This is a genomic window from Streptomyces scopuliridis RB72 (genome assembly GCF_000718095.1).
Taxonomy (GTDB): domain Bacteria; phylum Actinomycetota; class Actinomycetes; order Streptomycetales; family Streptomycetaceae; genus Streptomyces; species Streptomyces scopuliridis.
Genome location: NZ_JOEI01000001.1, coordinates 165,983 through 184,643 on the forward strand (window position 1 = coordinate 165,983; position 18,661 = coordinate 184,643).

The window sequence follows — 18,661 nt, forward strand, 5'->3', positions numbered from 1 at the left end:
CATGAACGAACCCACCAACTACGCCGAATACACCGTCGGTGAGCCGATCGCCGACACCAAGGCGCCGGACGGGCCCGTCGCCGAGCGCTGGAACCGGCGCCGCTTCGAGGCCAAGCTGGTCAACCCCGCCAACCGGCGCAAGCACACCGTGATCGTCGTCGGTACGGGCCTCGCGGGCGGCGCGGCCGGCGCCACGCTCGCCGAACAGGGCTACCACGTCGTGCAGTTCTGCTACCAGGACTCGCCGCGCCGCGCCCACTCCATCGCCGCGCAGGGCGGCATCAACGCCGCCAAGAACTACCGCAACGACGGCGACTCCATCCAGCGGCTCTTCTACGACACCGTCAAGGGCGGCGACTTCCGGGCCCGTGAGTCCAATGTCCACCGGCTCGCCGAGGTCTCGGTCGAGATCATCGACCAGTGTGTCGCGCAAGGCGTGCCCTTCGCCCGGGAGTACGGCGGGCTCCTCGACACCCGCTCCTTCGGCGGCGTCCAGGTCTCCCGTACCTTCTACGCCCGCGGCCAGACGGGTCAGCAACTGCTGCTCGGCGCCTATCAGGCGCTGTCCCGGCAGATCGCGGCCGGTGCGGTCGAGATGCACCCGCGCACCGAGATGCTCGATCTGCTCGTCGTCGACGGACGGGCCCGGGGCATCGTCGCCCGTGATCTGATCACCGGCGCGGTCTCCACCTACTTCGCGGACGCGGTCGTCCTCGCCTCCGGTGGCTACGGCAATGTCTTCTATCTCTCCACCAACGCCAAGAACAGCAACGCCACCGCCATCTGGCGGGCGCACCGGCGCGGCGCCCACTTCGCCAACCCGTGCTTCACCCAGATCCACCCCACCTGCATCCCGCGCTCCGGCGACCATCAGTCCAAGCTGACGCTGATGAGCGAGTCGCTGCGCAACGACGGCCGTATCTGGGTGCCGAAGGCGCGCGGCGACCGGCGTCCGCCGGCCGAGATCCCCGAGGACGAGCGCGACTACTACCTGGAGCGGATCTACCCGTCCTTCGGCAATCTCGTTCCGCGTGACATCGCCTCACGGGCCGCGAAGAACGTCTGCGACCAGGGCCGCGGGGTCGGACCGGGTGGACAGGGCGTCTATCTCGACTTCGCCGACGCCATCGCCCGGCTGGGCCGCAAGGCGGTCGAGGAGAAGTACGGCAACCTCTTCGAGATGTACGAGCGGATCACCGCCGAGAACCCGTACGAGGTGCCCATGCGGATCTATCCGGCGATCCACTACACGATGGGCGGGCTCTGGGTCGACTACGACCTCCAGACCACCGTGCCGGGGCTGTTCGCGATCGGCGAGGCCAACTTCTCCGACCACGGAGCCAACCGGCTCGGCGCGTCCGCGCTCATGCAGGGGCTGGCCGACGGCTACTTCGTCCTGCCGTCCACCATCAACGACTATCTCGCCCGCAATCCGCACCATGACGAGATCGACGACTCCCACCCCGAGGTGGCCGAGGCGGTCGCCGACACCGAGGACCGGCTGCGGCTGCTGCTCGCCGTCGACGGCGACCGTACGCCCGACTCGTTCCACAAGGAGATCGGCGAACTCCTCTGGGAACACTGCGGAATGGCCCGCACCGACGAGGGCCTGCGCAAGGTGCTCGACCGGATCCCGCAGATCCGTGAGGAGTTCTGGCGCCGGATCAAGGTGCCGGGCACCGGCGAGCAGCTCAACCAGTCGCTGGAGAAGGCCAATCGCATCGTCGACTATCTGGAACTGGCCGAGCTGATGTGCCTCGACGCCCTGCACCGCGCCGAGTCCTGCGGGGGCCACTTCCGCGAGGAGTCGCAGACCGAGGGCGGTGAGGCCGCCCGCCGCGACGAGGAGTTCTCGTACGCCGCGGCCTGGGAGTTCACCGGCACCGGCATGGCGCCCGTCCTGCACAAGGAAGACCTCGTCTTCGAGTATGTCCACCCCACCCAGCGGAGCTACGCATGAGGCTCACCCTGCGCGTCTGGCGACAGCCGGACGCCGACGCCCCCGGCGCCATGGTCACCTATGGCATCGACGGCATCTCCGAGGACATGTCGTTCCTGGAGATGCTCGACACCCTCAACGAGGAGCTGATCCTCAAGGGCGACGAGCCGGTCGCCTTCGACCACGACTGCCGCGAGGGCATCTGCGGCGCGTGCGGGGTGGTCATCAACGGCGACGCCCACGGCCCCGAGCGCACCACCACCTGCCAGCTCCATATGCGGCACTTCAACGACGGCGACACCATCGATGTCGAGCCCTGGCGGGCCGGGGCCTTCCCCGTGGTCAAGGACCTGGTGGTGGACCGCTCCGCCTTCGACCGGATCATCGGGGCGGGCGGCTACATCACCGCCCCCACCGGCGCCGCGCCCGAGGCACACGCCACCCCGGTCCCCAAGCCCGACGCCGACTTCGCCTTCGAGCACGCCGAGTGCATCGGCTGCGGCGCCTGCGTCGCGGCCTGCCCCAACGGCTCGGCGATGCTCTTCACCTCGGCCAAGATCAACCACCTCAATGTGCTGCCGCAGGGCGCGCCGGAGCGTGAGACCCGGGTCCTCGACATGGTCGCGACCATGGACGAGGAAGGCTTCGGCGGCTGCACCCTCGCCGGAGAATGCGCCACCGCCTGCCCGAAGGGCATCCCGCTGCCGTCCATCGCCGCGATGAACAAGGAGTGGCTGCGGGCGACCCGTAAGGTCTCACGCTCCTGAGGTTCCGCTACCGCGTCGCTGTGGGCACCCCCTCGTGGTCGTTCGCCGTCCCGCGCCGCACTGCCCGGGCGACGCCGGCGGCGGCGAGGGCGAGGGCCACCAGCAGGGCGCTGACCCACAGCGGTGCGCGGAAGCCGAGTCCGGCGCCGATCGCGAGGCCACCGGCCCAAGGCCCGATCGCGCCGCCCACGTTGAACGCGGCCGTGGCGAGCCCGCCGGCCAGGGTCGGCGCCCCGGTCGCCGCGTAGAGCACCTGCGAGATCAGCGTGGAGCCGACGGCGAACGAGAGGGTCCCCTGGACGAAGACGAGCGCGCCCGCCGCCACCGGGTTCCCGGCCGTCAGCGCGAAGACGGCCCAGCCGACGAGCAGTGCCACGCCGCCGGTCACCAGCAGCGGGACGGGCCGTACGTCGGCGAGCCGGCCGCTGATGGTGACCCCGGCGAACGAACCCAGACCGAAGAGCGCCAACAGGGCGGGCACCCACGCGGATCCGAGCCCGGCCACCTCGGTGAGGAGCGGCGCGAGATAGGTGAACGTACAGAACGTCGCGCCGTTCACCAGCGCGCCCAGCAGCAGGGTCACCAGCAACCGGGGCTCGCGCAGCGCGCGCGACTCCCGGCGTACGCTCGTTCCCGCGGGGCCGGCGCCGCCGCTCGGCACCGCCCGCAGGATCGCGACGACGGCCGGCACCGATACGAGCGCCACCGCCCAGAACGCAGCGCGCCAGCCCCACAGTTGACCGAGCAGCGCGCCGCCGGGAACGCCCGCGACGCAGGCGAGGGTGACACCACCGAGCAGCGCGGAGGTGGCGCGCCCCTTGGCGTTCGGCTCGACCATGCCGGTGGCGGTCACCAGCGCCACCGCGAGGAACCCGGCGTTGGCCAGGGCCCCGATGACCCGGGTGACCAGCAGTACCCCGTAACTGGTGGTGAGAGCGCCGACGACATGGACGGCCAGGAACGCGAGCAGGAAGACCAGCAGCGCGTGCCGTCGCGACCAGCGCAGACTGAGCATCGCCATCAGCGGCGCGCCGATGACCATCCCCACGGCGAACGCGGAGGTCAGTGACCCCGCCGCCGGGATGGACACCCCCAGATCGTGGGCGATGTCCGGCCCGAGGCCGGACAGCATGAACTCGGACGTCCCCATGGCGAAGACCGCCAGTCCGAGGAGGTAGAGAGCGAATGGCATGACAAAACTCCGCAACCACACCGTGGATCGTGTGACCGAATGGATCGACAAGGCGGTCGGCACAGATGCCGACAGGGCAGCGGTGGGCCGTGGAAGTACCGACCACCGCGCGAAGAGCCCCCCGGCGTCAGCGAAGTGACGCCCGGTCGAGGCCGAACACAGTCCGTACTACGGCGATCCGATGGCGGCGGGTCGCGATCGACAGCTCCGGCGGCCTCACGGGGCCGGGGAGCTTCTCAGTGCGACAACGCGAGCAGGCCACCGGACGACCGGTGGCTAGAGTCTTGACGCCTCGGGACTGGACATGCGCGCAGATTAGCGGGGCCGGGCACGCGATGTCGAACGCGTTCACCGGCGGCCGGACTGCTGGTGCCGACGTCTAGGCTGGCGGACGTGACACGGACGACGGGGAGCGGGATGACGGGGAACAGCAGGCCGCTGGCCATATTCGACCTGGACGGCACGCTGGCCGAGACCGGCCACCGTCAGCACTTCCTGGAGCGGCGGCCCCGCGACTGGACCGGCTTCTTCGGCGCGGCCGGGCAGGACACACCACTGGCCGACGGCGTACGGCTGGTGGCGGAGTCCGCCGAGGAATGCGAGGTCATGTATCTGACCGGCCGTCCGGAGCGCTGCCGCGCGGACACCCTGGCCTGGCTGCGCGAGAACGGTCTGCCCGAGGGACGGATCTGGATGCGCCGGAACGACGACCGGCGGCCCGCGCGTACGACCAAGCTGGAGATCCTGCGCAGGCTGGCCGGCGGCCGGGAGGTGCGGATGCTGGTGGACGACGACGAACTGGTCTGCGACGCGGCCGAACGGGCGGGGTTCAAGGTCGTACGGGCCCGCTGGGCGAGCACATCACAGGCGCTGAAGGACGCGCAGGAGCGCGAGGGCCGCACCTGACGGCAGCGCGCGCCTGGCCGCGCGTGGCCGCTCAGCGGGCGTCGTCGAGGCGGAAGCCGACCTTCAGTCCCACCTGGTAGTGCTCGATGTCGCCGTCGACGATATGGCCCCGTACCTCCGTCATCTCGAACCAGTCCAGACCCCGCAGCGTCTGGGCGGCACGGGCGATGCCATTGCGGATGGCGTCGTCGATGCCCTCGTGGGAGCTGCCGACGATCTCGGTGACCCGGTAGGTGTGGTGGGACATGGGGTCGCTCTCCTCTTCACGCGTCACGGGTGTCGCGGTGTCATTCCACCGTGCCTCACCACGCGGCGGTCCGCGAGACATCCGGCGCCGGATGGCCCTCCGACGCCCCTTCCGTCTGCTTTTCGTTCGCTTCCGGGACTTGACCGGTCGTTTGGTCCATACCAAGATTTCACACACCCGTGCGAACCCGGTTCGCTCCCCCACGTCGGGCTCTCTCTTCCTGCACCGTGCCCTCACGCCAGAAGGTTGACCTACGTGAAGAACCGCCCTCTCGTCTGTTCCGTGGCTCTTGTGTCCTCCGTCGCTCTCGGCGGCTGCGGAGTGCTGCCCGGTGGGGACGACTCTGTGACGGTCACCGTCTGGCTGATGAAGGACAGCGTCTCGGACGACTTCCTCAAGCGGTTCGTGAGCGACTACGAGAAGGGGCATCCGTCCGTCCAGCTGGACATCAAGATCCAGGAGTGGACCGGCATCGGCGAGAAGGTGCTGACCGCGCTGGACGGCGAGGACACCCCGGATGTGATCGAGGTCGGCAACACCCAGGTCGCCCAGTACGCGGAGAGCGGGAACCTGCGCGATCTCACCCTGGAGTCGGTACGGGATCTGGGCAGCGAGGACTGGCTGCCCGGTCTCGCCCAGCCGGGCAGCATCAACGGCGCCCAGTTCGGCATCCCCTGGTACGCGGCCAATCGCGTCGTGATCTACAACAAGGACCTCTTCGCGCTCGCCGGAATAGAGGAGCCGCCCAAGACCAGGGCGCAGTGGCTGGACGACACCGCCGAGCTGAACCGCGGTGGGAATCAAGGCGTCTATCTCGCCGGACAGGACTGGTACACCCTGGCCGGGTTCATCTGGGACGAGGGCGGCGAACTGGCCGTCGAGTCCGGCGGCGAGTGGCAGGGGACGATCCATACGCCCGCCGCGCTCAGGGGCATGGACTTCTACAAGGACCTCCAGTCGCTGGGCAACGGACCGAAGAACTCCGACGAGGCCAAGCCCCCGCAGGCGGAGGTCTTCGCCCAGGGCGATGTCGCGCAGATCATCTCCACGCCCAGCTCGGCGCGGATCATCGAGGAGAAGAACCCCGAACTGAAGGGCAAGCTCGGCTTCTTCCCCATTCCGGGCAAGACCGCCGACAAGCCGGGGGCCGTCTTCACCGGCGGCTCCGATCTGATCGTGCCGAAGAACTCCAGTCATCACTCCGCCGCCGTCGAGGTCGTCAAGGCGCTGGCGGGCGAGACCTGGCAGACGGATCTCGCCCGGACGATGAGCTACGTACCGAACAAGACGACTCTCGCCGGGGTCATCCGCGGCGACGCGAGCACGGCCGCGATGGCCGAGGGCGCCGCGCGGGGACGGGCCACCCCGAACTCCCCGCAGTGGGCGAGCGTCGAGGCCGACAACCCGATCAAGCCGTATATGACCGCCGTCCTTGAGGGCGAGGACCCGGCGGAGTCGGCGAAGGCGGCCTCCGAGCTGATCACCGCTGAGCTGCTCTCCGGCTGAGGTCTCCGGCCCGGAGGCGTCATGTGCGCCCGCCGCACTCCCGGCCATTCAGCCGTCTCACATCCACACTCCGCCGTGTGGTCATGTCAAATCCAGTCGGCCACGGAAGAAACTAGGTGCCGGGCCCGTCGCGCGAGCGGCGGACCCCGGCGGCCTGCCTTCCCTACCGGCACAGGAGTCCGCATGTCCGCCATCGCCCCCGCTCCCCTCGTCCCCGCCGGCCCCGCCGTCCCCGTTCCCACCACGGGGACCGGGACCGGCCCCGCCGAGCCGCGCTATATCGTCTCGCTCGCCCGCGACCAGGACGACGTCCGGGCCGCACAGCGGCTGCGGCACCTGGTCTTCGCCGGCGAAATGGGCGCCCTGCTCGACGGCCCCGAACCGGGACTGGACGTCGACGCCTTCGACGCGTACTGCGACCACCTGCTCGTACGCGAGGAGAGCACCGGCGAGGTCGTCGGTACGTACCGGCTGCTGCCGCCCGAGCGGGCCAGGGCCGCCGGACGGATCTACTCCGACAGCGAATTCGACCTCACCCGGCTCGCTCCGATCCGGCACGATCTGGTCGAGGTCGGCCGTTCGTGCGTCCACCCCCTGCACCGCACCGGCGGTGTCATCGCCTTGATCTGGGCCGGGCTGGCCCGCTATATGACTGACAGCGGCTACAACTGGCTGGCAGGCTGCTGCTCGGTCCCGTTGGCGGACGGTGGCGCGCTCGCCGCCTCCACCTGGAACACCGTGAAGGAGAAGCACATGGCGCCGGAGGACTACTGGGTCACCCCGCACCGCCTCTGGACCCCGGACGCGTCCGCCGCGGCTGCCAAGCCGTCCGAGCTGCCGCCGCTGCTCCGCGGCTATCTGCGGCTCGGGGCCTGGGTGTGCGGCGCGCCCGCGCACGACCCGGAGTTCGGCGTCGCCGACCTGTACGTACTGCTGTCGATGCGCCGTACCAACCCGCGCTATCTGCGGCACTTCCTCTCGCTCGCCCCCGCCGCATGAGCGCCTGGCTGCCCACCGCGCCCTGCACCCCGCGCGACTGCTCCACCCACCAGGGCCCCTCGGCCGGGGCGCTGACCGGGGCCGTACGGCTGGTCGCGGGGGTCTCTCTCGTCCTGGCCGGCGCGCTGGTGGCTCCCTTCCTCGCCTTCCTGGGAGGGGCGGTACGGGACCGGCTCACCCGGCACTGGGCGCGTACGGTGCTGCGGCTCTTCGGCCTGCGCGTCCGCGTCGTGGGGGAGCCCGCGCTCCGGCGCGGCTCCGGGGTGCTGGTCGTCGCCAACCACGTCTCCTGGCTGGACATACCACTCCTCGCCGCGGTCTTCCCGGGGCGGATGCTCGCCAAGAGCGAGATACGGCGCTGGCCGCTGCTGGGCGCGCTGGCCGCCCTGGGCGGCACCCTGTTCGTGGAGCGGGAGCGGCTGAGGGCACTGCCCGGGACCGTACGGACCCTCTCCACCGCGCTCGCCGCCGGCTCGCGGGTGATCGTCTTCCCCGAGGCCTGCACCTGGTGCGGGCGTGAACAGGGACGGTTCACCACCGCCGTCTTCCAGGCGGCGCTGGACGCGGACGCCGCTGTCCGTCCGGTACGTATCACCTACCGCGCGCCGGACGGAGAGCCGTCCGGCGCCCCGGCGTTCGTCGGGGACGACACCATCACCGCCTCGCTGTGGCGGGTCGTGACGGCCGGCGGGCTCACGGCGGAGATCACGGTCCTCCCGCTGATCCCCGCCGGGCGCCACACCGACCGCCGCGAGCTGGCCCGGGACGCCCGGTCGGGCATCGCCCGCACGGGCACCGACGGCCTCGCCCGGACCGAGGTCACGGACGGTGTCACTCACACAGCGGTCGCCAGCGACAGCGCGAACCGGCCCTCCTCATCCGTCCACCAGTGCGTCAACTCCATTCCCGCGTCGGCCAGTTCGGTGCGTACCCGGTCCTGACGGAACTTCGCCGACACTTCCGTACGCACCTCCTCGCCGGCCGCGAAGTGCACCACCAGATCCAGCTCCGGGACCTTCGCCGTGAGGTTCCGGCGCGCGCGCAGCCGCATCTCGATCCACTCGTGCTCGGCGTCCCAGAGCGCCACATGATCGAAGTCACGCGGATCGAAGTCCGCGCCCAGCTCCCGGTTGATGACCAGGAGGACGTTCTTGTTGAAGGCGGCCGTCACCCCGGCCGCGTCGTCGTACGCCCTGACCAGTACGGACTCGTCCTTGACCAGGTCCGTACCGAGCAGCAGCGCGTCACCGGGCGCGAGCAGCCCCCGGACCGACGCCAGGAACGACGCGCGCTCCGCCGGCAGCAGATTGCCGATCGTGCCGCCGAGGAACGCGACCAGCCGGGGGCCCGGGGTACCGGGCAGCGCCAGCCCCTGCGTGAAGTCGGCGATGAGCGCGTGCACATGGAGCCCGGGGTGCTCGGCGAGCAGGGACTCGGCGGCCCCGGTCAGCGCGCTCTCGCTGACATCCACCGGCACATAACTGTGCAGACCGGTGAGCGCGTCCAGCAGATGACGGGTCTTCTCGGACGATCCGGACCCCAGCTCGACGAGGGTCCGCGCCCCGGTCGCCGCCGCGATCTCCGGCGCCCGCGCGAGCAGGATCTCCCGCTCGGCGCGGGTCGGATAGTACTCGGGCAGCCGGGTGATCTCCTCGAACAGTTCGCTGCCCCGGGAGTCGTAGAACCACTTGGGAGGCAGCACTTTGGGCGTACGGGTCAGCCCCTGGAGCACATCGGCGCGCAGGGCGGCGTCCGTGGCGTCCTCGGGCAGGGTGCGGGTCAGCAGGAACGGGCTCACTCGGGTGGCTCCTTGAGAGGGGACAACAGCACGTCGTCACGGGTCGCCACGAGCAGGGTGCGGTCGGGGACCTCGCGCCAGCGCGCGTCGTCGTCGTACGGCTCGGAGGCCACCACGGTCCAGTGGCCCCCGGGATCGGTGAGATACCAGAGGGTGTCCCCCCACGCGGTCGCGGCGATCCGCTCGCCGTCGGTGAGCAGCAGATTGAGCCGGGAGGCCGGCGCGGCGGCGGCGACATCGAGGACGGTGTCGCCCAGCGCGTCGCCGAGCTCGTCACCGGCCCGCAGCCGGTGCAGCAGCAGCGCCCACACCAGCGCGGAATCGTTGCGGGCCGGCAGGGCGAGCAGCTCCTCGGCGGGGAGGGACGCGGCCAGCGGCGCGAGACTGCCGGGCCAGCCGCCGACCGAGCCGTTGTGGCTGAACAGCCATGGCCCGTCGGCGAACGGCGCGGCGGCGGCCTCCCCGTCGGCGCCCGGCTCGGTCGCGTCACGTACCGCGGCGAGCAGGGCGCCGCTACGGACCACCCGTGCCAGATCGGCGAATCCGAGGTCGCCCCAGATGGGCCGCGCACGCCGGTAGCGGGCGGGCAGCGGATCGCCGTCCGCGTACCAGCCCACCCCGAAACCATCGGCGTTGACCGTGCCGTTGCGCTGCCGGCGCGGCGCCCAGGACTGCCGGAACAGCGCGTGCGGCGGCGCGACCAGCACCTCACCGAGCGCCATCGGCGGCCCCAGCCGGGCGAGATGGCGGCACATCAGACATCCCTCGCGGTACGGAAACCGGAGAAGATCTGGCGGCGGACCGGCAGATCCCAGTTGCGGAACGTGCCGCGGCAGGCCACCGCGTCCACCGCGAACGACCCGCCCCGCAGCACCTTGTGGGCGCTGCCGAAGAACACCTCCGAATACTCGCGGTACGGGAACGCGGCGAACCCCGGATACGGCAGGAAGTCGCTCGACGTCCACTCCCAGACGTCCCCGATCAACTGCCGTACGCCGAGCGGGGAGACGCCCTTCGGATAGCTGCCCGCCGGCGCCGGGCGCAGATGGCGCTGGCCGAGATTGGCCCGCTCCGGGGTGGCCTCGTCGTCACCCCACGGATACCGCAGCGACCGGCCGGAGACGGGGTCGTGGCGGGCGGCCTTCTCCCACTCCTCCTCGCTCGGCAGCCGCCGCCCCGCCCAGCGGGCGTACGCGTCGGCCTCGTACCAGCTGACATGGAGCACCGGCTCGTCCGCCGGGACCGGCTCCACCACACCGAAGGCGCGGCGCAGCCACTGTCCGCCCTCGCGCCGCCAGAACAGCGGAGCGCCGATGTCGTGCGTACGGATCTGCTCCCAGCCGGCCGGCGCCCACCAGCGTTCGTCCGTATAGCCGCCGTCATCGATGAAGTGCTGGAAGGCACCGTTGGTCACCGGCACCGTGTCGATGAAGAACGCCGGGACGAGCCGCTGATGGGCCGGGCGCTCATTGTCCAGCGCCCAGGGCTCGGTGGAGGTGCCCATGGTGAAGTGTCCGGCGGGTACGAGCACTTCGGCGGGCAGTCCGGTGGTGTCCCCGGCGGGCGGCGGGGGCGCGGTCAGCGCGGCGGGGCCCCGCCGCAGCTGGTGGGTGATGAGCATCGTCTCGTCGTGCTGCTGCTCATGCTGGGCGATCATCCCGAAGGCGAACCCCGCGTCCAGCAGCGGACCGCCGTGCAGTGGGGTGCGCTCGATGATGTCCAGCACCCTGCCGCGTACGTCGGAGGCGTAGGCGCGCGCCTCGGCGGGCGGCAGCAGCGGCAGTGTCGGCCGTGCGGACCGGGGATGCTCGAAGGCGTCATACACGGAGTCGATCTCCGGGCGGATGGCGTCGCGGCCGGCGACCGTCCGCAGCAGCCACTGCTCTTCCTGGTTGCCGATATGCGCCAGATCCCAGACCAGCGGGGACATCAGCGGCGAGTGCTGCGCCGTCAGCTCATGGTCGTCGACGCAGGTGGTCAGCAGAGCGGTACGGTCCCTGGCGGCCGTCAGGGCCTCGACGGCGCGCAGCCGCAGCCGTTCGGCCGGTATCCCGGCGGCTGCCACGCTTTCCGCGCCTTCCATGGTTTCCGCGGAGTCGGTCATGTCCTGGGGTCCTTCCCGTTCACAGAGGCGCGCAGATCATCGGCGGGACATCGGCCGGGCACGACATAGCGGTCGTTGAAGGCCGCGACCGCGTCCTGTACGGCCCGCGTGGCGCCGATGCGCGGGAGTGCTTCCTGGGCGACGGCGAAACAGGCGACCGCCGCGGCGTGCAGCTCCGGGTCGGTCAGCGCGTGCCGCGCCGCGTTGGCCCAGAGGAGATTGCGGGGCGCGGGCAGCGAACCCGCGGTCTCCGCCAGCGGTTTGACGGTGCGGTACACGGTCTCCGACGCCTCGGGATCGTCGAACAGCGCGGTGGTGACGGCGAGCGGCACCATCCAGCCGTCCTCGCCCGGCTGGGCGTCGATCATCCGCAGCTCCAGATGACCACGCGGCCGCACGGGCGGAAACAGCGTCGTGAGGTGGTAGTCGAGATCCGCGCGGACCGGCGGACGCGGCAACCCGGACCGTATCCACTCCCGGAAGGTCAGCCCGTCGGGCACCGGCCAGGGCCCCTTCTCCGCGCGGATGCACATCACCGGTGTGTCCAGGGCATGCGCGGCCCAGGCGGCACGGGGCTCGTACCGCGCCGAGGGCGCGGCGGTACGGGCCGGGTCAAGCTGCGCCCACATCGCCTGCCGGGTGGAGCGCCAGCCGGTCGGTCTGCGTTCGCTCATGGGGGAGTTCGCGAAGGCCGCGACCAGCACCGCGCCCAGCAGATGGGCGAGTTGCCAGCGCCGGCCGTAACCGAGCGGCCCCGGCTCCTCGTGGCCCGCGTCCAGGCACACCTGGATGGAGGCCGTGGTCCGCATCATGGCGCGCCCGGCCGGACCGATCCGGTCGAGGTAGGTCTCCATCGCGTCATAGCGCGGCTCCCGCAGCATGCGGTGCGGGGAGTGCCAGGGGTCCTGTCCGAGTCCCGCGAGCGCGAGTCCCGCCGTACGCAGCGCCGGGCGTACGGTGTCCAGATCCGCGGCGGTGGTGGTGATGCACTCCATCAGCGACGCGGCGGGCGGGGAGCTGAGCTCCAGCTGGCCGCCGGGTTCGAAGGTGAGTGCCGATTCGAGGCGCAGGGTCCTCAGCCCCTCGTACGCCTCTCTGAGGCGGTGGGCCGGGACCGCTCTTTCGGGGGAGCGCAGGTCGTGCACGAGCCATTCCAGTTCCACACCTACGGTGCGGGGCGGGCCCGTCTTGAAGCAGATACCGCGTAGTAGATCCTCGGCGTCGTCCTCGCCGAGTGGTGTTTCCTCATCGGTGAAACCGTCGGATGGCATGGCCGGATCCTCCTGTCGAAGACCGTGCCGGACTCCGCTCCCGGGGTGGGGGCGAAGCGCTTCGTCCAACCTAAAGCCACTCTCGCCGCTTCGCACAAGAGTGCCCCTGTGGTCATCGTTTCGTCAGAAATCCGGTTGCCCCGAACGCGGTCGTCCACGCGGGATTTCCGCATGAGCGCACCGCTGCGGGGGATCGCGAAAGAAACGGAGGAGATCGTCCGAACGGGCGGCTACCGTACGGAAACCGGGCGTGACGTGGGGATTCGTACGGCCCTGGACGCGGCGGTCGCGGGGACCCGGATGTACGGGCCGGCGCCGGTCGCGGTCCCGCCGGCCACGAAGGGGCGACGGGACCCGCGCCGGACCGGGCGACGGGCACTGCTCCGGACGGGGGCCGCCGGGGCTCCGGCGGCGCGCGTCACTGCCAGCCGTACAGCTCCCTGAGCCGGTTGACGACCAGGTTGAACCGCCCGCGGTCCAGCGCGCAGGCCTCGCGCCGCATGCCCTTCTCGTGGACGCGCAGCACCCGGTCCACATTCACCCACGACTCACGGCCCGCGCGGTCCCACGGCCCGGTCCCGATCGGCACCCACTCACGGTCCTGGTTGTGGCGCTTGCTGGAGAGCTGTACGGCGAGCAGCGTGCCGGCCGTCTCACGGGCGACCACCAGCACCGGGCGGTCCTTGCCGCGCCCGTCGTTCTCCTCGAAGGGCACCCAGGTCCAGACGATCTCGCCGGGATCGGGATCACCGTCGTGCTCCGGGGCGTACGAGGTACGGACCCGCCCCACGTCCCGGGGCTCGGCCTCGGTCGTGGCGGCCGGGCCGCCACGGCCGGGGGAGTCGAAGTCGCTGCTGTCACTGGTGCGGTCGCCGCTGCCGGCGCCGGAGAAGGGCGTCATCCGGATGACGTTAGATCGTCCGTGGATCACTCCGCGGGGCGGGTCCCTTCCCGGACCAGCCAGTTCGGGTCATATCCAGCCGTCCAGGGACGCCATGAACCCGTCGAAGTCGTCGCGGTGGATGGTGTGGCCGGCGCCCGCCACCGTACGGACCTGGAACCCGCGCCGCTCCAACTCCGCCGCGTTCGCGGGGGAGATCATGACGCTCGAACCGGCGAGCTGAACGAGCGAGGGGACGACGGGCGCGGCCGGCAGCAGATCGGCGCCGAACGCCGGGGCGAGGCCGAACGCGGTGTTCTCGTCCCAGACCGCGAGGGTCTCCAGCTCCACGTCGATGTCCTCGGTCTCCCACCGGGGGTTCAGCGCAGTGATGTCCTCCCGTGACAGCGTCTTGGCGCGGGCGAGCGCCCGCGGACCGTCCAACTCCCCTTCGCTGCGCGGCAGACACCAGGCCGGGTCGGAGTAGACGGCGCGCCCCGGCGCCAGCCGCTCCACGGCGAGGGAGAGCGCGAGCCCGCCGAGGGAGTGGCCGATCGCCACCTCGGCGCCGGCCGGCAGCGTCTCCACGAGGTCGTCGGCGAAGAGCTCCATGCTGTAGTCACCACGCGCGGTGGCGCCGTGGCCGCGCAGATCGACGGCGATCACGCGCAGGCCGCGAGCCGCGAGGGCGGGGCCCACGCGGCGCCAGGTGCGGTGGTCGGCCATGATGCCGTGGATGAGGAGCGCGACGCGGTCGCCCTCGCCCCAGGTACGGGTGTGGAGTCGCACAGTGCATGCCTTCCGGGATCTCGGTCGTGCTGTTCCGCTCTCGGGCGTATCTGCGTAACGGCGTATCGGCGTACTGGCGTACCGGCGGGGCTGGTTGGGCCGTCCACCGGACCCTGGCGGACCGGTCTGGAAAGATACCGGCTGCCATGCCCCAGTCAACCGGGCAGGCCGCCGGCCGTCCCGTTCCGACCAGCGCAGACGTCGCGCGGCCGGCCGGCGTCCCCCGGGCCACCCCGCGGACCGGACGGGGCGCGGGGGCGGCGACATGCGTCGCCGCGACGGGATGGCTAGCGTCGGAGGTATGACTACCGTTCCGCCGCGCTTCGAGATCCTGCTGGTCGCCGAGTTCACCGAGGGCGACGAAGGGCCGCCCACCGCGGCGAACGCCCTGCGCTCGGCACTCGTCGAGGCGACGGGCGAAACGGGGGCCTCCGGCTATCCGCACTACGCGGGCAGCGGCATGGAGGCCGACATCGACCCCGAGACCCGCACGGTGGAGGCGCTGCTGATCGACGGCTACGAAGTGGACTACGGCCTGTCGGTCCGCGTGGTCGACGCTCCGGCCGTCTGAGGCCCAACCGCGAGATCGCTGTGCCGTACCGCCCTGTCACCGTGCGCGGGCGCGGACAGGACGCGGAGCACGGCGAGACCGCGCTCCAGCGGGCCCGTGGATTCGGCCATGGGGGTGGCTCCAGGAACGATGCGGACCGTTGACAGCGGTTGCCCGCGGGCAGAGACTCTGGCGGGGCCATTGTGAACCATCGTTCACCAGGCGAACACCCTGATGGATGAGGGGCGACGTGGGAAGAACCGCCCCGCACGGTCATCGCTGTCACTCTGTGGGAGAGAAGCCGTGGGAGAGAAGCCGGAGATCCGATGACCATTCGCGACGTCTATGTCGTCGACGCCGTCCGCACCCCGATCGGCAAGTTCGGGGGTGCCCTCTCCTCCGTACGTCCCGACGATCTCGCCGCCCATGTGCTGAAAGCCCTGGTGGACCGCTCGCCGGAGCTCGACCCGGCCCGGATCGACGACGTCGTGTTCGGGGACGCCAACGGCGCGGGCGAGGACAACCGCGATGTGGCGCGGATGGCCGTGCTGCTCGCCGGACTGCCGGTGTCCGTCCCGGGAGTGACCGTCAACCGGCTCTGCGGCTCCGGCCTCGAAGCGGTCATCCAGGCCGCCCGCGCGGTCGCCCTCGGTGACGCGTCCGTCGCCGTGGCGGGCGGGGTCGAGTCGATGTCCCGCGCGCCCTGGGTCCTCCAGAAGCCGGAGCGGGCCTTCCCCGCCGGGCATCAGCAGCTGCATTCGACCACCCTGGGCTGGCGCATGACCAACCCGGCGATGCCCGCGGAGTGGACGGTTCCGCTGGGCGAGGGCGCCGAACTGATCGCGGACAAGCACACGATCACCCGGGAACAGCAGGACGCGTTCGCCCTCGCCAGCCACCGCAAGGCCGCCGACGCCTGGGCCGCGGGCCTGTACGACGACGAGGTCGTGCCGTACGACGGGGTGGACCTGGTCCGCGACGAATGCATCCGCGACAGCACGTCCATGGAGGCGCTCGGCAAGCTGAAGCCGTCCTTCCGTACGGACGGGACCGGGACGGTGACGGCCGGCAACGCCTCGCCCCTCAACGACGGCGCCGCCGCGCTGCTCCTCGTCGACGAGGCCGGGCTGCGCGAGACGGGCCGCGAACCGCTCGCCCGTATCCGGGCCTCCGCGGTCACCGGCGTCGAGCCGCAGCTCTTCGGCCTCGGCCCGGTCGAGGCGGTCCAGCGGGCCCTGGCCAAGGCCGGCCGTACGTTCGCCGATCTCACCACGTTCGAACTCAACGAGGCCTTCGCCGCCCAGTCGCTGGGCTGCCTCGCCGAATGGCCCGGACTCGATCCGGCCGTCGTCAACCCGCGCGGTGGCGCGATCGCGATCGGTCATCCGCTCGGTGCCTCCGGCGCACGGCTGGCCGGATCCGTCGCCCACCAGCTCGCCGCGGCGGGCTCGGGCACGGGCCTCGCCGCGCTCTGTATCGGTGTGGGCCAGGGACTCGCGCTCGTACTGGAACGCTGAGAGACGGTCAATGACGAGGCGGTCGCCCCCTTCGGCGGCGTCGCCGCGTCGGGCACGGGCGCGCGGTTCGGCGGCGAGGCCAATCTGGAGGCCTTCACCGAACTGCGCTGGACGACCGTACGGCGCGAACCGGCGCGGCACGCGTTCTGAAGGACGGAGCGCCCCGGCGGGGTACAGCCGGGAGCGCTCCTGGTCACTGCGCGCCGTCGGTCACCGGGCGGCTCCGGTCACTGCGCGGCTTCGCCGTTCTTGGCCTTCGCCTCGGCCTCGGCCATCGACTTGCGTACCTCATCCATGTCCAGCGCGCGTGCCTGTCCGATCACGTCCTCCAGGGCGGTCTCGGGCAGCGCGCCGGGCTGGGCGAACACCGCGACATTGTCCCGGACGATCATCAGCGTCGGGATCGAACGGATCTCGAACGCGGCGGCCAGCTCCTGCTGAGCCTCCGTGTCGACCTTGGCGAAGACCAAGTCCTCGTGGCGCTCCGAGGCCTTCTCGTAGACCGGGGCGAACTGGCGGCACGGACCGCACCAGGAAGCCCAGAAGTCGATCAGGATGAAGTCGTTCTCGGACACCGTCCGGTCGAAGTTCTCCTTGGTGAGTTCCACAGTGGCCATTGCCTGATACCTCTTCCTGACTCTCCGGGTTACGGCGCCTGCGACAACGGTGTGGGTCATCGCCGTATTCCTGGCCCCTGCCCGGAGATCGTTTGGCCATGCGACCGGCCGCGCGCCAGACTGGCCCCTATGACGCAAGCCTTGGAAACCTTGGAGTACGACGTTGTGGTGCTGGGCGCGGGACCGGTGGGCGAGAACGTCGCCGACCGGGCCAGGGCGGCCGGGCTGAGCACGGCGGTCGTCGAGAGTGAACTGGTCGGCGGTGAGTGCTCGTACTGGGCCTGCATGCCCAGCAAGGCCCTGCTCCGTCCGGTGATCACGCGCGCCGACGCCCGGCGTGTGCCGGGGGTGAGCCAGGCCGTACGGGGGCCGCTGGACGCCGAGGCCGTGCTCGCCCACCGCGACGAGTTCACCGCGCACTGGAAGGACGATGGCCAGGTCGCGTGGCTCGACGGGATCGGCGCCGATATCTACCGCGGTCATGGCCGGCTGGACGGCAAGAAGAGGGTCGCCGTCACGGGCCCGGAGGGCGATACGCAGGTGCTGATCGCCCGCCACGCCGTCGCCGTGTGCACGGGCAGCCGGGCCGTACTGCCCGATCTCCCGGGACTCGCCGGCACCAAGCCGTGGACCAGCCGCGAGGCGACCAGTTCCGCGCGGGTTCCCGGACGGCTCGTGGTCGTCGGCGGGGGAGTGGTGGGTGTGGAGATGGCCACCGCCTGGCGGGCGCTCGGCTCCGACGTCACGCTGCTGGTCCGCGGTGACCGCCTGCTGCCGAGGCTGGAGTCCTTCGCCGGTGAACTGGTCGCCGAGTCGCTGACGGAGGCGGGCGCCACGGTCCGTACGGGTGTCTCGGTCAGCGCGGTCGAACGCGACGGCGGGACGGGACCCGTGACCGTGACGCTGGCCGGCGGTGAGCGGATCGAGTGCGACGAGGTGCTCTTCGCCACCGGCCGCGCCCCGCGCACGGACGACGTCGGTCTCGCGTCGGTCGGTCTGGAACCGGGCTCCTGGCTGACCGTCGACGACAGCTGCCGGGTCGAGGGCAGCGACTGGCTCTACGGGGTGGGGGACGTCAACCACCGCGCCCTGCTGACCCATCAGGGCAAGTACCAGGCCCGTATCGCGGGAGCCGCCATCGTGGCGAGGGCCCAGGGCGTACCGATCCTGGACGCCGGCCCCTGGGGCACCCACGCCGCCACCGCCGACCATGCCGCCGTCCCTCAGGTCGTCTTCACCGAGCCGGAGGTCGGCGCCGTGGGCCTCACCCTCGCCGAGGCCGAAGCGGCGGGCTATCGCGTCCGGGCGGTCGACTACGACCTGGCCGGCGTCGCGGGCGCGTCCCTCTACGCCGACGGCTACCGCGGCCGGGCCCGCATGATCGTCGACCTGGACCGCGAGATCCTCCGGGGCGTCACCTTCACGGGCCCGGCCGTCGGCGAGCTGCTCCACTCCGCCACGATAGCGATCGTCGGCGAGGTCCCGATCGACCGCCTGTGGCACGCGGTTCCCTCCTACCCGACGATCAGCGAGGTATGGCTGCGGCTGCTGGAGACCTACCGGGGGTAGGCCGCCCGTG

At 71.4% G+C, this 18,661-nt stretch carries 19 protein-coding genes and 1 pseudogene; 11 read left to right on the forward strand and 9 right to left on the reverse strand.

Annotation, left to right across the window (positions count from 1 at the left end; all coding sequences use genetic code 11):
- Position 1: 1 nt before the first annotated feature.
- Together IF11_RS0100685 and IF11_RS0100690 are read left to right on the forward strand one after the other, a co-directional pair.
- Entirely contained in the window at positions 2-1,960 is a 1,959-nt protein-coding gene (locus tag IF11_RS0100685; RefSeq protein WP_030349361.1) for a fumarate reductase/succinate dehydrogenase flavoprotein subunit, read from the forward strand.
- On the forward strand, positions 1,957-2,706 hold the full coding sequence (locus IF11_RS0100690; protein ID WP_030349362.1) for a succinate dehydrogenase/fumarate reductase iron-sulfur subunit: 750 nt from the start codon (positions 1,957-1,959) through the stop codon (positions 2,704-2,706). The genes IF11_RS0100685 and IF11_RS0100690 overlap by 4 nt, the downstream gene beginning before the upstream one ends.
- Positions 2,707-2,713: 7 nt before the next feature.
- On the opposite strand, the gene IF11_RS0100695 is transcribed toward IF11_RS0100690, so the two are convergent.
- Complete coding sequence (locus tag IF11_RS0100695; protein ID WP_030349363.1) at positions 2,714-3,898, reverse strand: Cmx/CmrA family chloramphenicol efflux MFS transporter; 1,185 nt, start codon at positions 3,896-3,898, stop codon at positions 2,714-2,716.
- Positions 3,899-4,315: 417 nt separating this feature from the next.
- On the opposite strand from IF11_RS0100695, the gene IF11_RS0100700 reads away from it, so the two are divergent.
- Positions 4,316-4,804 carry a phosphatase domain-containing protein gene (locus tag IF11_RS0100700; protein WP_030349364.1) on the forward strand — a complete coding sequence of 163 codons (489 nt, stop codon included), beginning with the start codon at positions 4,316-4,318 and terminating at the stop codon, positions 4,802-4,804.
- A gap of 31 nt (positions 4,805-4,835) precedes the next feature.
- On the opposite strand, the gene IF11_RS0100705 is transcribed toward IF11_RS0100700, so the two are convergent.
- Positions 4,836-5,051, reverse strand: coding sequence for a dodecin (locus IF11_RS0100705; protein WP_030349365.1), 216 nt, complete (start codon positions 5,049-5,051; stop codon positions 4,836-4,838).
- Between the two features lie 255 nt (positions 5,052-5,306).
- Between IF11_RS0100705 and IF11_RS0100710 the strand changes: the two genes are divergently transcribed.
- The 3 genes from IF11_RS0100710 (at position 5,307) to IF11_RS0100720 (ending at position 8,497) form a co-directional block, all read left to right on the forward strand.
- On the forward strand, positions 5,307-6,557 hold the full coding sequence (locus tag IF11_RS0100710) for an extracellular solute-binding protein (protein WP_030349366.1): 1,251 nt from the start codon (positions 5,307-5,309) through the stop codon (positions 6,555-6,557).
- Between the two features lie 183 nt (positions 6,558-6,740).
- The gene (locus tag IF11_RS0100715) at positions 6,741-7,556 is read left to right on the forward strand and encodes a GNAT family N-acetyltransferase (protein WP_030349367.1); all 816 of its coding nucleotides are present in this window, start codon (positions 6,741-6,743) and stop codon (positions 7,554-7,556) included.
- The gene (locus IF11_RS0100720; RefSeq protein WP_037726675.1) at positions 7,553-8,497 is read left to right on the forward strand and encodes a lysophospholipid acyltransferase family protein; all 945 of its coding nucleotides are present in this window, start codon (positions 7,553-7,555) and stop codon (positions 8,495-8,497) included. The genes IF11_RS0100715 and IF11_RS0100720 overlap by 4 nt, the downstream gene beginning before the upstream one ends.
- Here IF11_RS0100720 and egtD read toward each other — a convergent pair.
- From egtD to egtA, 4 genes are read right to left on the reverse strand one after another with little or no spacing between them, the layout of a single operon-like run.
- Positions 8,392-9,354, reverse strand: coding sequence for an L-histidine N(alpha)-methyltransferase (gene egtD / locus IF11_RS0100725; RefSeq protein WP_030349369.1), 963 nt, complete (start codon positions 9,352-9,354; stop codon positions 8,392-8,394). The genes IF11_RS0100720 and egtD overlap by 106 nt on opposite strands.
- Positions 9,351-10,109 carry an ergothioneine biosynthesis protein EgtC gene (gene egtC, locus IF11_RS0100730; RefSeq protein ID WP_030349370.1) on the reverse strand — a complete coding sequence of 253 codons (759 nt, stop codon included), beginning with the start codon at positions 10,107-10,109 and terminating at the stop codon, positions 9,351-9,353. The genes egtD and egtC overlap by 4 nt, the downstream gene beginning before the upstream one ends.
- Positions 10,109-11,437: an ergothioneine biosynthesis protein EgtB gene (egtB, locus tag IF11_RS0100735; protein ID WP_037726730.1), complete on the reverse strand. Its 1,329-nt coding sequence runs from the start codon at positions 11,435-11,437 to the stop codon at positions 10,109-10,111. The genes egtC and egtB overlap by 1 nt, the downstream gene beginning before the upstream one ends.
- A 17-nt stretch (positions 11,438-11,454) precedes the next feature.
- On the reverse strand, positions 11,455-12,729 hold the full coding sequence (gene egtA, locus IF11_RS0100740) for an ergothioneine biosynthesis glutamate--cysteine ligase EgtA (protein ID WP_030349372.1): 1,275 nt from the start codon (positions 12,727-12,729) through the stop codon (positions 11,455-11,457).
- 171 nt (positions 12,730-12,900) lie between these two features.
- Between egtA and IF11_RS42860 the strand changes: the two genes are divergently transcribed.
- On the forward strand, positions 12,901-13,173 hold the full coding sequence (locus tag IF11_RS42860) for a poly(ADP-ribose) glycohydrolase domain-containing protein (RefSeq protein ID WP_106979065.1): 273 nt from the start codon (positions 12,901-12,903) through the stop codon (positions 13,171-13,173).
- Here the strand turns inward: IF11_RS42860 and IF11_RS0100745 are convergent.
- Positions 13,148-13,630: a type II toxin-antitoxin system PemK/MazF family toxin gene (locus tag IF11_RS0100745; protein ID WP_030349373.1), complete on the reverse strand. Its 483-nt coding sequence runs from the start codon at positions 13,628-13,630 to the stop codon at positions 13,148-13,150. The genes IF11_RS42860 and IF11_RS0100745 overlap by 26 nt on opposite strands.
- A 69-nt stretch (positions 13,631-13,699) precedes the next feature.
- The gene (locus IF11_RS0100750) at positions 13,700-14,398 is read right to left on the reverse strand and encodes an alpha/beta fold hydrolase (protein WP_030349374.1); all 699 of its coding nucleotides are present in this window, start codon (positions 14,396-14,398) and stop codon (positions 13,700-13,702) included.
- Between the two features lie 301 nt (positions 14,399-14,699).
- Here IF11_RS0100750 and IF11_RS0100755 point away from each other — a divergent pair, with 301 nt between their 5' ends.
- The 3 genes and pseudogenes from IF11_RS0100755 to IF11_RS41795 form a co-directional block, all read left to right on the forward strand.
- Positions 14,700-14,969, forward strand: a complete 270-nt coding sequence (locus tag IF11_RS0100755; protein WP_030349375.1) for a hypothetical protein — start codon at positions 14,700-14,702, stop codon at positions 14,967-14,969.
- A 305-nt stretch (positions 14,970-15,274) separates the two neighbouring features.
- Complete coding sequence (locus tag IF11_RS0100760; RefSeq protein WP_030349376.1) at positions 15,275-16,465, forward strand: thiolase family protein; 1,191 nt, start codon at positions 15,275-15,277, stop codon at positions 16,463-16,465.
- Positions 16,466-16,615, forward strand: a pseudogene (locus IF11_RS41795) (benzaldehyde dehydrogenase); the annotation flags it as partial.
- 77 nt (positions 16,616-16,692) lie between these two features.
- Here IF11_RS41795 and trxA read toward each other — a convergent pair.
- Positions 16,693-17,082 carry a thioredoxin gene (gene trxA, locus IF11_RS0100765; RefSeq protein WP_030349377.1) on the reverse strand — a complete coding sequence of 130 codons (390 nt, stop codon included), beginning with the start codon at positions 17,080-17,082 and terminating at the stop codon, positions 16,693-16,695.
- A gap of 129 nt (positions 17,083-17,211) precedes the next feature.
- Between trxA and IF11_RS0100770 the strand changes: the two genes are divergently transcribed.
- A complete protein-coding gene (locus IF11_RS0100770; protein WP_030349378.1) occupies positions 17,212-18,651 on the forward strand; it encodes a dihydrolipoyl dehydrogenase family protein in 1,440 nt (479 codons plus the stop codon).
- The last annotated feature ends 10 nt before the right edge of the window (positions 18,652-18,661 follow it).

What these genes read in the sequence shown, in the direction of transcription:
- IF11_RS0100690 (WP_030349362.1), top strand. Translation starts at nt 1,957, where the DNA reads ATGAGGCTCACCCTGCGCGTCTGGCGACAGCCGGACGCCGACGCCCCC.
- IF11_RS0100770 (WP_030349378.1), top strand. Translation starts at nt 17,212, where the DNA reads ATGACGCAAGCCTTGGAAACCTTGGAGTACGACGTTGTGGTGCTGGGC.
- IF11_RS42860 (WP_106979065.1), top strand. Translation starts at nt 12,901, where the DNA reads ATGAGCGCACCGCTGCGGGGGATCGCGAAAGAAACGGAGGAGATCGTC.
- IF11_RS0100745 (WP_030349373.1), bottom strand. Translation starts at nt 13,630, where the DNA reads ATGACGCCCTTCTCCGGCGCCGGCAGCGGCGACCGCACCAGTGACAGC.
- IF11_RS0100760 (WP_030349376.1), top strand. Translation starts at nt 15,275, where the DNA reads ATGACCATTCGCGACGTCTATGTCGTCGACGCCGTCCGCACCCCGATC.
- egtB (WP_037726730.1), bottom strand. Translation starts at nt 11,437, where the DNA reads ATGGAAGGCGCGGAAAGCGTGGCAGCCGCCGGGATACCGGCCGAACGG.
- IF11_RS0100700 (WP_030349364.1), top strand. Translation starts at nt 4,316, where the DNA reads ATGACGGGGAACAGCAGGCCGCTGGCCATATTCGACCTGGACGGCACG.
- egtC (WP_030349370.1), bottom strand. Translation starts at nt 10,109, where the DNA reads ATGTGCCGCCATCTCGCCCGGCTGGGGCCGCCGATGGCGCTCGGTGAG.
- IF11_RS0100720 (WP_037726675.1), top strand. Translation starts at nt 7,553, where the DNA reads ATGAGCGCCTGGCTGCCCACCGCGCCCTGCACCCCGCGCGACTGCTCC.
- IF11_RS0100685 (WP_030349361.1), top strand. Translation starts at nt 2, where the DNA reads ATGAACGAACCCACCAACTACGCCGAATACACCGTCGGTGAGCCGATC.
- trxA (WP_030349377.1), bottom strand. Translation starts at nt 17,082, where the DNA reads ATGGCCACTGTGGAACTCACCAAGGAGAACTTCGACCGGACGGTGTCC.
- IF11_RS0100695 (WP_030349363.1), bottom strand. Translation starts at nt 3,898, where the DNA reads ATGCCATTCGCTCTCTACCTCCTCGGACTGGCGGTCTTCGCCATGGGG.
- IF11_RS0100705 (WP_030349365.1), bottom strand. Translation starts at nt 5,051, where the DNA reads ATGTCCCACCACACCTACCGGGTCACCGAGATCGTCGGCAGCTCCCAC.
- IF11_RS0100715 (WP_030349367.1), top strand. Translation starts at nt 6,741, where the DNA reads ATGTCCGCCATCGCCCCCGCTCCCCTCGTCCCCGCCGGCCCCGCCGTC.
- IF11_RS0100755 (WP_030349375.1), top strand. Translation starts at nt 14,700, where the DNA reads ATGACTACCGTTCCGCCGCGCTTCGAGATCCTGCTGGTCGCCGAGTTC.
- egtA (WP_030349372.1), bottom strand. Translation starts at nt 12,729, where the DNA reads ATGCCATCCGACGGTTTCACCGATGAGGAAACACCACTCGGCGAGGAC.